The following is a 13,075-nucleotide window of genomic DNA, read 5'->3' as shown; positions in this document are numbered from 1 at the left end:
ATGGCGGAAACGATCGGTTTCCGCCTGATTCAATAAGCAGTTACTTGGTCGTTTATGACTTCAGTAATTGGCTTAGATCTTTGGCATCCCAATGAGGGAAATGCTTACGAACCAATGCGTTGAACTCAAGTTCAAATGCAGAGAAGTTACCGACTTGCTGTTCAACAGAGTCCAAACGGTCTCGAATCAAACCCGCGCCAACCGTCACGTTGGTTAGTCGGTCGATAACGATAAAGCCACCGGTATCGGCACTCTCACGGTATTTATCCAGTGCGACAGTCTCGTTCAATGACCATTCACACAAACCAATACCATTCAGTGGCAACTCATCGACAGCGTGAGTCGATAGGTTGTTGATGTCATATTGGTGACGAACAGTTTCAACCTGACCGACGGTTTTCTTGCCTGCGATCTTGATGTCGTAAGCTTTGCCTGGTTGCAGTGGTTGCTCTGTCATCCACACGATGTCGGCCAATACGTGGTTGGTAGATTCAATCTGCGCGTTTTCCAACACAATCAAATCGCCACGGCTGATATCGATCTCATCTTCAAGGGTTAGCGTTACCGCCAAGCCTGCTTGCGCAGACTCCAAATCACCATCAAAAGTTACAATGCGTGCAACTTTCGACGTTTTACCCGACGGCAGCGCCTTGATTTCATCACCGACACTGACACGGCCAGAGGCAACGGTGCCAGCAAAGCCACGGAAATCTAAGTTCGGACGATTGACATACTGCACTGGGAATCGGAATTCACCCGCAGAACGCTTTTGATCGATGTCGACGTTCTCTAGCACTTCTAGCAGAGATGGGCCTTCGAACCATGCAAGCTCTTTACTTGGTGCAGCAACGTTGATGCCTTCAAGCGCCGATACTGGCAAGATCTGAATGTTAGTTTCGCCTTCTAGGTTTTCTGCAAACTCTAGATACTGATCGCGAATCTCTTCAAAACGATCTTGCGAGTAATCCACCAGATCCATCTTATTTACAGCGACGATGAAATGCTTCAAACCAAGTAGGTTAGAAATAAACGAGTGACGACGGGTTTGATCCAGAACGCCCTTACGAGCATCAATCAAGATCACAGCCAGATCACACGTTGAAGCGCCTGTTGCCATGTTGCGCGTGTACTGCTCATGCCCTGGGGTATCAGCAATAATGAATTTACGTTTTTGCGTCGAGAAGTAGCGGTAAGCTACGTCGATCGTGATGCCTTGCTCACGTTCAGCCTGCAGGCCATCAACAAGCAGTGCCAAATCAGGTTTCTCACCTGTCGTACCCACTCGTTGGCTATCCGAGTGAACCGCCGCTAGCTGATCTTCATAAATCTGTTTTGTATCATGGAGCAAGCGACCGATCAGCGTACTTTTACCATCATCTACCGAGCCACAAGTTAAAAATCTAAGCATAGATTTATGCTGATGCTGACTTAGATAACCTTCAATCCCTAGTTCAGCCAATTCGGCTTCTACTGCACTATTCATTTTTCTTTCCTTAGATTCTTAGAAATAACCTTGGCGCTTTTTCAGCTCCATAGAGCCCGACTGATCATGGTCAATCGCTCGACCTTGACGCTCACTAGACGTCGCCACCAGCATCTCTTCAATAATGCCTGTTAGCGTATTCGCCTCAGATTCAACCGCTCCGGTTAGTGGGTAACAGCCTAAAGTACGAAAACGAACGCTTTTCTCTTCAATCACTTCACCTTCTTGCAGCTCCATGCGGTCATCATCAACCATGATCAGCATGCCATCACGCTCAACAACTGGGCGTTTATCAGAAAGGTAAAGCGGAACAATATCGATGCTCTCTAGATAGATGTATTGCCAAATATCCAGTTCAGTCCAGTTTGATAAAGGGAATACACGAATACTTTCGCCCTTATTCACCTGACCGTTGTAGGTGTGCCACAACTCTGGACGTTGGTTTTTTGGATCCCATGTGTGGTTCTTATCGCGGAAAGAGTAAACACGCTCTTTCGCTCGAGATTTCTCTTCATCACGACGCGCGCCACCGAAAGCCGCATCGAACCCATACTTGTTTAACGCCTGCTTAAGGCTCTGAGTTTTCATGATGTCTGTGTGTTTCGAAGAACCATGTACGAATGGGCTACAACCCATCTCGATACCTTCAGGGTTCTTATGTACCAAAAGGTCAAAACCGTACTTTTCTGCTGTGCGGTCACGAAACTCAATCATCTCGCGGAATTTCCAGTCCGTATCAACGTGTAATAGTGGGAATGGAATCTTGCCTGGGTAAAACGCTTTGCGAGCTAAATGAAGCATCACAGAAGAATCTTTACCGATGGAGTACATCATCACTGGGTTATCAAACTCAGCCGCCACTTCACGGATAATATGAATACTTTCCGCTTCGAGCTGTTTTAGGTGGGTTAAACGTTCTTGGTCCATTTCAGTGCTTCCTTTAAGGCTCGCGTTACGAGCAATTCATTACTTGGTCTTGCCAAGCATGGGATTTAACTCATCCACTTGAGTGAATGGGAGTATTGGCACTAGAAGAAAACAGAAGCTTCGTGTTGAGCTATCCTTGCTATTCGTCTGCCTGATACGTCCTTGATATAGGCATTATGACGAGCCTCTCATATTACTGGAAATTCTAAAATTTCATTTTTTATTCGAAAAGCTGATAAGGGATTTAATTTATCGATAAGCAGGTGAAATGAATGGACTAATATTATCGATATCAGTTGCGCATCGATTAAGCAGGTTTGGGAGGCGTCTTGCAGAACACCATAAAGTAATCGATCTAAGTCACGAATTCACATTCGTTGTAATCATTGTTTCATTCCATTTTGTTACATTACGCAACGAATTTTCTACTATCCACTTTGGAGCTACAAAATGAAAGTTGCAATGAAACCTTTGTCATTGGCTGTACTTGCGGGTCTTGGTTTGACTCTAGCAGGCTGTACAACAACACCAGATACCGATGAAGTGATTAAACTACGTGTCGTAGAGACAACGGACATCCATACCAACCTAATGGATTACGATTACTACAAAGACAAGCCATCGAAAAAAATCGGCTTAGCACGTACTGCAACTCTAGTAAAAGAAGCTCAAAACGAAGTAACCAACAGCGTATTAGTTGATAACGGTGACTTGCTGCAAGGTAGCCCAATGGGTGACTACATGGCAGACAAAGGCATCGAAGCCGGTGAAGTTCACCCTGCATACAAAGCTATGAACCAGCTAAGCTACGACGCTGCAAACCTAGGTAACCACGAATTCAACTACGGTCTTGAGTTCTTAGAAGAGTCAATCAACGATGCTGATTTCCCGTACATCAGTGCTAACGTTTACGACGCAAAAACCAAAGAACACTACTTCACGCCTTACATCATCAAGACGCACACGTTTGAAGATACTGCTGGCGTAGAGCATGAAGTAAAAGTCGGCTACATCGGTTTCGTTCCACCACAAATCATGACGTGGGATAAGAAGAACCTTGAAGGTAAAGTGATCGCTCGCGATATCATTGAAACCGCGAACGAGTTAGTACCTCAAATGAAAGCGGAAGGCGCTGAAGTTATCGTTGCTATCCCTCACTCAGGCGTATCAACGGACCCATACAAAAATGGCGAAGAGAACTCAACGTTCTACCTATCTGAAGTAGACGGCATCGATGCAATCGCATTCGGCCACTCTCACGCCGTATTCCCAGGTAAAGGTTTTGATGACATCCAAGGCATCGACAACGAAACTGGCACAATGAACGGCGTTGCGGCAGTAATGCCAGGTCGTTGGGGTAGCCACGTTGGTGTTATGGATCTAACACTTGCACAAAAAGACGGTAAGTGGGAAGTAGTAAAAGGCCAATCAGAAGCGCGCCCTATCTACGACAAGATCGAGAAGAAATCGCTTGCTGCAGCTGATGAAGGCATCGTAACAGCACTAGAAAAAGACCACGCAGGTACTCGTGAGTTTGTTAACCAACCGATTGGTAAAGCAGACGACGTAATGTACAGCTTCTTGTCTCTAGTACAAGACGATCCAACAGTACAGATTGTTAACCTTGCACAGAAAGATTACGTTGAACAGTTCATCCAAGGTGACCCAGACCTAGACGGTACACCAGTACTTTCTGCTGCTGCACCATTCAAAGCGGGCGGCCGTAAGAATGACCCAGCGAACTTCACTGAAGTTGAATCTGGCCAACTGACATTCCGTAACGCAGCTGACTTGTACCTTTACCCAAACACGCTAGTTGCAATGAAGGTAACAGGTCACGAAGTAAAAGAGTGGCTTGAGTGTTCTGCAGGTCAGTTCAACCAAGTGGATGTTAACTCAACAGCACCACAGCAGTTGATCGAGTGGGATAACTTCCGCACTTACAACTTCGATGTTATCGACGGTGTTAATTACCAAATCGACGTAACTCAACCTGCGAAATACGATGCAAACTGTAAAGTGGTTAACCCTGATTCACAGCGTATTGTTGGCCTAACTTACCAAGGTAAGCCAATCGACATGAAGCAAGACTTCCTGATCGCAACCAACAACTACCGTGCATACAGTGCTAAATTCCCAGGCACAGGTGAAGATTTCATCGCATTTGATGCACCAGATGAGAACCGCACTGTTCTTGCAAACTACATCTCTCGCGTAAGCAAAGAGCAAGGTCAAGTAAGCCCAACGGCTGACAACAACTGGTCATTTGCGCCAATCAAAACAGATAACAAGCTAGATATCCGCTTTGAAACGTCGCCAAGCGAGAAAGCAGCAGAGTTCATCAAAGAAAAGGGTCAATACCCGATGAAACGTGTTGCGACTGACGATGTTGGTTTCGCTGTTTACCAGATTGACCTAACTAAATAGGTTACTTAAGTAATCCATAGTTAACCTTCTAAAAGGCTGAGTTTAACAACTCAGCCTTTTTCTTTTCTTCTGAATCTTCAATCCAAAACCTTACGTTTCTAACCCTTAAACATCCTTTGATTCTGCACCGAAACCGCATAGTTCAAACCACTCATTGCATCCAATCAACACAAAAAAGCGCTAATTGTCTGTAAGTTTTTCTCTGCTCCTCGTGTCTATTTAATTTACTACACTCAATGAATGGTCATTAAGCCATTCATCTATAGGATAGAAAAGGACATTTGATGAGCACGGTCGAGAGCATTCAAGCATGGTTACATTCAGGGGAGGAGTCGTTGCTATGGCTGATGCTTGGCATTATCGCGCTTTCTTACCTACTTGAAGATCTTGCGATTGTTACCGCTGCTGGTTTAGCCACGCAAGGGCTCATTCTTCCTCAATATGCGCTGCTTGCCATTTTCATCGGTATTGCCACGGGTGATCTCGGTCTTTATTACTTAGGGAAGTCAGGACGTTATTTCCGAGGTGTTCGATATAAAGCCCTCACGAATAAATACTTTCGTTCGCTTCGTACCAAATTACGCCAAAACGCATTCAGCAGCCTTTTTGTTATCCGCTTTATTCCTGGGCTACGCACCGTTGGTTTTACCCTGAGTGGCTTTTTCGCCATCCCACTGCCTACTTTCTTGTTTGCCGTCATCAGCGCCACTGCGCTCTGGACTGGCATTGTCTTTTCTGCCATCTACTATTTAGGGACATCAGCGTGGCTGCAAGCCTCTGAATATCAATGGATCGTCATCCCGTGTGCCATCGTTTTGCTGTTTATCGGCAATCGATTAATGAATAAAACCTACTCTAGAGGACTATCATGAGTTCACCGCAAGATATTCGCATCATTCCCGCACATCAAATTAATGCAGGCATGCCTCTGCTTGAAAAAGATACCATGCGCAGTGTCTCTCCTTATGAGTTTCTTCCGACTTGGTTCTTCTACACGCCAGTGGTCATTCAAAGTCTGATGCAAGGGTTACGGCACTTTGACTGGTCACTTCCGCTCATCGCCAATCCAAGCATTAAGTTAAGCGGCATGGTAGGCGAATCAAAACATGAGATATTGAGCCTGGCCGGGTCTTCAAGTCGGCGTTGGATCTCACCGTTTGTTACCCTAACTAAAACGGATCTCAGCAGTAAAAAACAAGCCGAAGACGCACGCAGCGCACTCATACAATCAGAGCTTGATTTCCCAATCGTGGCGAAGCCGGATCTTGGTTGTCGAGGTGTTGGCGTTAAGCTGATCAACAACCAAGATCAACTTGAGCAGTATGTTGAATCTTTCCCAAATAATGCTCGCTTTCTATTGCAGAAAAAGGCGCCTTATCAAGCCGAAGCGGGTGTTTTCTACGTTCGTTACCCAAACAAAAAGCAAGGTGAGATCATCTCGATCACACTCAAATATTCACCAATGGTGGTGGGTGATGGCACCTCGACACTCAAGCAATTGATTGAGAATAGCCCGCGAGCAGGGCAACTCAGCCACCTGTATCTACCAAGGCATGAAGATAAATTGGATCAAGTGCTCGCAGAGGGCGAAGAGTTCCAACTCGCGTTCGCAGGTAGCCATAGCCGTGGCTGCATCTTCCGCGATGGCAATCAATACATTACTCAGGCTTTAACTGAACGTTTAGACGAGATATTCGATGACTTCGATGGTTTTCATTTTGGCCGACTCGACGTCAAGTTTAAAGACATGCACAGCCTAATGAACGGCGAGGATTTCACGATCCTTGAGGTCAATGGCGCAAGCAGTGAGGCTGGGCATATCTGGGATCGCAACACACCGCTGCGAGAGATATTTTCTACGCTACTCCTGCAATACCGCATTCTTTTTGATATTGGCGCTCAGCAAAAACAGCGAGGCCACCAATCCCCTTCTTTCAAGAGCTTATTTGCGGCGTGGCAAGAAGAACGACGTCTTGTTCAACAATATCCGACTACCGACTAACTTTGCACGAGGATCATGAATGAACCCCATAGCCCAACCGAGCGCCCTCACTTCTTTCTCTCCTAGTATCAAGGGAGCGGTAGAGATATTGAATCAGGGTTTAGAGTTTTTATTAGCGATATCTGACAGCGACTATCTGACACGAGCAAAGCCGCACGTCACAAGCTCTATTGGTGAGCATACTCGTCATACGCTCGATCTTTTTCACGCTTTAATTTTAAAAGAGAATGCGACCGTTGATTACAACACTCGCCGTCGTGGTCATCCCGTCGAATACGACCGCTCAATGGCAGTAAAAGAGATCCATTATGTGATCAACTGGCTTGAACGATTAGACCGCAGAGATCTCGAAGCGCCTATCATGATCCAAACCGAAGTTTCATTGGATACACAAGTATTCGCCAGCCTGCCTTCTACGTTAGAAAGAGAGGTCACCTTTGCTGCTCTGCATGCCAATCATCACTATGCGATGATCAAGGTGATCACGACCTTTCTTGATGTCGAAACATGCAATACCTTTGGTTATGCCCCAACCACCAGCAGCTATCTGAGGGAGCAATAATCATGTGTTCAGTATCTTGGCTGCTTGAAGAAAATGGTTATCAGGTCTTTTTTAACCGTGACGAACAAAAGACGCGAGCACTGGCAATGCCACCTAAACAATATCGAGTTAACGGCGTCGATATCATCATGCCACTCGACCCAACTGGCGGTGGTAGCTGGATCAGTATCAATGAGTTCGGGCTTTCGCTATGCCTACTCAATAACTATCAAGGCATAGTGCCTGTTGGACCTTTAGTCAGCCGTGGTTTACTACTCAAGAATCTATCATCGAGTCGTAACATCAGTCAGCTCTCTGAAGCATTTCATCAGCTCGATCTGCACTCTTTTGCCCCGTTTACCTTGTTGGCTTTTGCGCCGAACTTAACTCAGAACAATGGGTTGGTTATCGCCTACATGTGGGATGGCATTCAACAAAAAATAGTCGAAACCGATTCTCCGCTGTTCTCATCCGGTGTTGATTTAGAGCGAGTACAAGCCTACCGACAAGCAAAATACGATCAGCTTATGGAAACAGGTAAGAATCAACAGAACTTACTTCAGTTTCACTCTCACCATCACAGCGAACAGCCTCATTTAGCGACCTGTATGCATCGTGAAGACGCGCACACCGTGAGCTTTACACACTTACGCAATCTACACGGCCAAGCCTCGATGTTTTACGCACCCGGCTCGCCTTGTGAACCCATTAAACCATGCCAGATAAATCAACAGCGTTTTACCTTCGATTTATCACCCGCAATCAATCTATAGATGGAGTCCATCATGAGAAAACTATTAACCATGGTTCTGCTACTTGTTAGCCCGTACGTATTTGCCGCTGATGAAATCTACACTGGTTTCTTTAGCAGTAAGGCGCTCGATGGCTACGATACCGTCGCGTATTTCACTTCCGGTAAGCCCGTTGAAGGCAGTAAAAAATTCAGCACTGAGTACAAAGGGGCGGATTGGTATTTCTCTTCTGAAAAGAATCTGACTTTATTTGTTAATAATCCTGAAAAATATGCCCCTCAATATGGTGGCTATTGCGCTTGGGCAGTATCAGCGAAGAGTGACTTTGCACCGGGTGACCCACATCAATGGACGATTGTTGATAACAAGCTTTACCTCAACTACGACCAAGAGATTAAGCAACGTTGGGAACAAGACCAAGCACAGCATATTCAACAAGCCGATAAAGTTTGGCCGCAACTGATTAAGTAAGGTAATTTCATTATGATTGATAGTCCTTTTCGTTTACCACGTTACACGCCTTTTGGTTTAGGTGAGTCTGTTGTCGAGTGGGCAACTGGGCTATCTAAGCTAGACCGACTCTATCAAGAACGACCAAACGAGTTATCTAGCTTTGAATTCATGCATCACACCCTGTCGGCGCTCAATATCGACTACTCGGTTTCATCTGGCACCACAGAGAATATCCCGGAAGAAGGACCAGTGGTGATTGTGGCTAACCATCCGCTTGGTGCCATTGAAGGTGTGATCCTTGCTGATCTAGTAGGATCAGTAAGGAAGGATGTGAAGGTGCTGGCGAATGAACTACTTAAGCGCCTGCCGGAACTGGATGATCTTTTCATCGGTGTCGATGTCTTTAACAGTAAAGAATCGAAACGCACCAATGCCAAAGCTATTCGAGATGCCAATCGTCATTTAGCAGACGGTGGACTCTTGATTGTGTTCCCTGCTGGCGAAGTATCGAGTTACCGTAAAGGGGCCAAGACACTAACAGACATCGAGTGGAGCAAATCAGTCGCAAAGTTTGTTAAGCGTCACCAAGCCACCACGGTGCCTATCTTTATCAATGGCAAGAACAGTGAGCTTTTCTACCAAGCGGGCCGTGTTCACCCACTACTGAGAACGGCTTTACTTGGCCGTGAACTTCTTAATAAACAGGCGACGACTATCTCTATCTCGATTGGCTCTTCGATTCCGTATTCAGAGATCAAATCGTTTGAAAAAGAGATGGATATCGTCAACTACCTACGACTCAATACCTACCTAATGAGTCAACAAGATAGCCCGAATACGCCAATCCACGCGCCCTCTTTCGATACCCAAGTGATAGCGCCTATTACGCCAGAAGTCTTATCAATAGAAATAGACTCACTCCCTGAAGAGATGAAACTGCTCGAGCAAGGGGACTTTGAGGTCTACTGCACGCCAAGCCAATCTATTCCTAACTTAATGCGCGAGATTGGTCGAGTAAGAGAAGAAAGCTTTAGAGAAGTCGGAGAAGGCAGCGGACTTGCCTGTGATTTAGATGAGTATGACCTTTACTACCATCAACTGTTTGTGTGGAATAAAGCCAAGGCAGAATTGGTCGGGGCTTATCGACTCGGTATGGTCGACAAACTCATCGCTGAGCACGGGCTTGATCAGCTCTACTCTCGTAGCCTGTTTAATTACAACCAAGAATTCATTGATACTCTAGAAAACAGCATTGAGCTTGGGCGTTCAGTGGTAAGTAAGCCTTACCAAAAGAGCCTGAACTCACTGTTACTATTGTGGAAAGGCATCGCGACCTTTGTGTCTCGTCATCCTCAATACACCCATCTGTTCGGCCCTGTCAGTATCAGTAATGATTACAGCCACAATGCGCGTCTGTTGATCGCGACCACCTTGTCAATCCACCATTATGATGAAGAAAAGGCGAATTTAGTTTCACCTTCGTCACCTCTCAATACCAGCAGTCATGTGTTCTGGCAGAATCACCTGCTCTCTTCACTGGCGAGTGTACCTCTGCTCTCTAAAGTGTTAGCACGCATGGAGCAAGGTAAAGGCCTGCCAGTACTGCTGCGCCAATATCTAGGGATGAACGGTAAACTGGTGTGTTTTAATGTCGACTCATCATTTAATGATGCCTTGGATGGCTTGATTGTGGTGAACCTTAAAAAGGTACCACTGAAAACTCTGGGTAAATACATGGGCAGAGAGCTTGCTCAAGACTACCTAGAGCAACACGCACGACGCTGATTTATCCCGCTCTGTACCTCTCTCCAAATAAGTGCGATGATTTCGGCACTTATTTGGGATAGGTTATTTTCATGCACACCTCTTTTATCGAACAACTGCAAAGCTTCGACTTCTCTGAAAGCCAGATTGAATCTCTACTCGCTGTTGCCAAGCCACTTGAGCTGCCAACCAGACACATCTTGATCAATCAAGGTGAGATGGCGAGTTCAATCTACTTTGTGCTTGAGGGCTTGTGCCACGCCTGCTACCTCACCAATGACGGTAAGCAATACAGCAAAGAGTTCTATTGGGAACAAGATTGGATCATCGGCTTTGAGAGTCTGATAAAGAACCAAGCCTCTCCTTACCTATTAGAAACGCTGACACCCATCACCATGTTAGAGCTGCCAATGAATGCGGTTATCGAGTGGCGAGCATCAAATAATCCTTTGTATTTAAAGCTGTTAGAAACACAGCTGATGCATAAGGAAAATAAAGAACGCTTCATGCTGCTCTATACACCAGAGCAACGCTATCAGCTGTTCTGCGAGCACTATCCCGACCTTGAGCAGCGCTTGAACGACAATCAAATTGCAGCCTACCTAGGAATAACTGCAATCAGCCTGAGCAGAATTAAAGGTCGAATTAACAATAGTTAATGCCAACAATCATCGCGCATAGTAAATTCAGAGCATCGATAATCTCTGGATGTAAACATGATCACTTGGCACTCAATTCCGTTTTCTGAACTCTCAACACAACAGCTTTATCAACTACTTAAATTAAGAGTCGATGTATTTGTGGTGGAGCAAACTTGTCCTTATCCAGAGCTCGACGGTAAAGATACACTCGCAGGTGTTGAGCATCTGCTTGGCTATTCTGATGAAGAGTTGGTAGCGTGTGCACGTTTATTACCACCAGGTACCTCTTACGACAATACCAGCATCGGCCGAGTCGCAACCAAGCAATCAGCAAGAGGTGATGGCTTGGGGCATCAATTAATCAAAGAAGCATTAACACGCTGCGAGGCTCTTTGGCCAAATACGGCCATTGATATTGGCGCGCAGCAACACCTAGAAAACTTCTATGCGAGCCACGGCTTCAAGACCATCTCGGCTATGTACCTCGAAGATGACATTCCTCATGTAGACATGAGATTAGAAAAATAATGACGAATATCACTGCCGGTATTCTACTGTTGGTTGCAGGTAACTTGTTTGCCTCGCTTTCCGACGTAGCGGTAAAGCTGTTAAATGGCGAAGTACCGCCCTTACAGTATATTTTTTTCCGACAGTTGATATCTCTGCTCATCATCACCCCTTTGTGGCTACAGCAGAAAAAAGAACAACGGCGCTTACAGCAGGCTAAGGTAACCTTCATTCGAGGTCAGTTAATTCTGATCGGCAGTGGATGCATGGTGGTCGCGATCACTCACTTGTCTTTGGCAACCGCCAACGCAGTATTTTATGTCGCGCCTTTACTGATGTTGCCGCTCTCAATGTTGCTATTGAAAGAGCAACCGGCATTCGGCAAGGTTATCGCCACAACCATAGGTTTTATTGGTGCATTGATTGTCTTGAGGCCATCGCAATTTCATTGGGCGGCACTGTTTGCTTTGGGGACAGCACTCACTCTCGCACTATTCAATGTATTGGTAAGAAGGCTTCCTAGTGAACAAACCGTCGTCACGACGCTTTGGTGGACAACCTTATTCTCTATTCCAGCCTCATTAGTACTGTGCTTCTTATACTGGCAGCCGGTGTCTGTGGATCATTTGGGATACATAGCCCTGAGTGCGACGCTAATCTTAAGCTACAACGGCCTTGCGGTTGCTGCCTATCAAAAAGCACACTCTAGCCAAATTGCCTTGGCTGAGTATTCAGGATTGGTGTTTGTGGCGTTAATAGGTGCAATATGGTTCGATGAGATTCCAGATACATTAACCTTTATCGGAATCATGCTTATCATCTTGCCACTCGCCCCTTTCAAGCGACCAAAAAAAAGAGCTAATGCTTAGCTCTTTTCTATCGTTTATCTGTGTCTGGTGAAGTGCTTTAACTCAGGCTTACTGTTCATCTACTTACTGCGACCGAAGCCACCATCGGATAGGCGGAAGAACATCACCGAAGTGTCGCCTTTCTCTAGCTGAAGAATGTCCAACTGCCCAGTCTCAGCAAGTTTGAAACGAACCAGCTGTCCTTTACGAATCTGACTGAGTGGCTTATCTGCACCTTCAATACGCACTAACGCATTCAAGTCAGACAATGGCAAATCGTTGTTTCGAAAAACCTGCGCTAACGTATCCCCTTGCTTAACAAGGTACTCCTGCCAATTTTTGTTACTCGGTTCTGATGAACTGCTCTTGGCATTTTGCTGTTCGCTTAAGCCGACGGTGTTTATTTCAAGCTCAACGCGCGATGTTGTTGGAGCTGTGTCTACTTTAGGTTCTGGTAGCGGCACAAAAAGTAATATCAGTACGATCGGAGAAATCACCATCAACAATCTTTGGTGTAACTTCGGCAATGAGCCCCAAGTTTGCGCTGTCGAGGTTTTCATTTTCTTCACATCGATCGAACTCAATTTCTCTTTGACCTGATTCAGTCGATCCTTGAATTCTGCTAAGTGGTCAACTTTCTGTTTTTTCTTTTGACGACGATTCATACCACTGCGTCCTATACATTGAATAACTACAGTATAAAAACCAAAGTACCAACAGTATAGATCTT

General features: G+C 45.6%; 13 protein-coding genes. 10 read left to right on the top strand and 3 right to left on the bottom strand.

Annotated elements, in window-relative coordinates:
- Positions 1–52: 52 nt before the first annotated feature.
- Positions 53–1,483 carry a sulfate adenylyltransferase subunit CysN gene (gene cysN / locus OCV19_RS01665; protein ID WP_012604890.1) on the bottom strand — a complete coding sequence of 477 codons (1,431 nt, stop codon included), beginning with the start codon at positions 1,481–1,483 and terminating at the stop codon, positions 53–55.
- An 18-nt stretch (positions 1,484–1,501) separates the two neighbouring features.
- Entirely contained in the window at positions 1,502–2,446 is a 945-nt protein-coding gene (gene cysD, locus OCV19_RS01660) for a sulfate adenylyltransferase subunit CysD (RefSeq protein ID WP_261875696.1), read from the bottom strand.
- A gap of 414 nt (positions 2,447–2,860) precedes the next feature.
- On the opposite strand from cysD, the gene OCV19_RS01655 reads away from it, so the two are divergent.
- From OCV19_RS01655 to OCV19_RS01610, 10 genes are all read left to right on the top strand, one after another.
- Positions 2,861–4,837, top strand: a complete 1,977-nt coding sequence (locus OCV19_RS01655; protein ID WP_048605945.1) for a bifunctional 2',3'-cyclic-nucleotide 2'-phosphodiesterase/3'-nucleotidase — start codon at positions 2,861–2,863, stop codon at positions 4,835–4,837.
- A 284-nt stretch (positions 4,838–5,121) separates the two neighbouring features.
- Complete coding sequence (locus tag OCV19_RS01650; RefSeq protein WP_065676576.1) at positions 5,122–5,709, top strand: DedA family protein; 588 nt, start codon at positions 5,122–5,124, stop codon at positions 5,707–5,709.
- Complete coding sequence (locus tag OCV19_RS01645) at positions 5,706–6,839, top strand: ATP-grasp domain-containing protein (protein ID WP_065676577.1); 1,134 nt, start codon at positions 5,706–5,708, stop codon at positions 6,837–6,839. The genes OCV19_RS01650 and OCV19_RS01645 overlap by 4 nt, the downstream gene beginning before the upstream one ends.
- Positions 6,840–6,858: 19 nt before the next feature.
- Entirely contained in the window at positions 6,859–7,401 is a 543-nt protein-coding gene (locus tag OCV19_RS01640; protein ID WP_065676578.1) for a hypothetical protein, read from the top strand.
- A 2-nt stretch (positions 7,402–7,403) separates the two neighbouring features.
- Positions 7,404–8,153: an NRDE family protein gene (locus tag OCV19_RS01635; protein WP_065676579.1), complete on the top strand. Its 750-nt coding sequence runs from the start codon at positions 7,404–7,406 to the stop codon at positions 8,151–8,153.
- A 12-nt stretch (positions 8,154–8,165) separates the two neighbouring features.
- Complete coding sequence (locus OCV19_RS01630; protein WP_052880336.1) at positions 8,166–8,603, top strand: YHS domain-containing (seleno)protein; 438 nt, start codon at positions 8,166–8,168, stop codon at positions 8,601–8,603.
- 12 nt (positions 8,604–8,615) lie between these two features.
- On the top strand, positions 8,616–10,370 hold the full coding sequence (locus OCV19_RS01625) for a lysophospholipid acyltransferase family protein (protein ID WP_065676580.1): 1,755 nt from the start codon (positions 8,616–8,618) through the stop codon (positions 10,368–10,370).
- 71 nt (positions 10,371–10,441) lie between these two features.
- Entirely contained in the window at positions 10,442–11,008 is a 567-nt protein-coding gene (locus OCV19_RS01620) for a Crp/Fnr family transcriptional regulator (RefSeq protein WP_004735262.1), read from the top strand.
- Positions 11,009–11,065: 57 nt separating this feature from the next.
- The gene (locus OCV19_RS01615) at positions 11,066–11,518 is read left to right on the top strand and encodes a GNAT family N-acetyltransferase (protein ID WP_065676581.1); all 453 of its coding nucleotides are present in this window, start codon (positions 11,066–11,068) and stop codon (positions 11,516–11,518) included.
- On the top strand, positions 11,518–12,366 hold the full coding sequence (locus OCV19_RS01610) for a DMT family transporter (RefSeq protein ID WP_065676582.1): 849 nt from the start codon (positions 11,518–11,520) through the stop codon (positions 12,364–12,366). The genes OCV19_RS01615 and OCV19_RS01610 overlap by 1 nt, the downstream gene beginning before the upstream one ends.
- 59 nt (positions 12,367–12,425) lie before the next feature.
- Here OCV19_RS01610 and OCV19_RS01605 read toward each other — a convergent pair whose 3' ends face one another.
- Positions 12,426–13,010, bottom strand: a complete 585-nt coding sequence (locus tag OCV19_RS01605) for a LysM-like peptidoglycan-binding domain-containing protein (protein WP_048605967.1) — start codon at positions 13,008–13,010, stop codon at positions 12,426–12,428.
- Positions 13,011–13,075: the final 65 nt, after the last annotated feature.

The sequence above is a fragment of the Vibrio celticus genome, from assembly GCF_024347335.1.
GTDB classification, from domain to species: Bacteria; Pseudomonadota; Gammaproteobacteria; order Enterobacterales; family Vibrionaceae; genus Vibrio; species Vibrio celticus.
The sequence above is the reverse complement of the archived record's forward strand: the minus strand, read 5'-3'. Positions and strand labels throughout refer to the sequence as shown.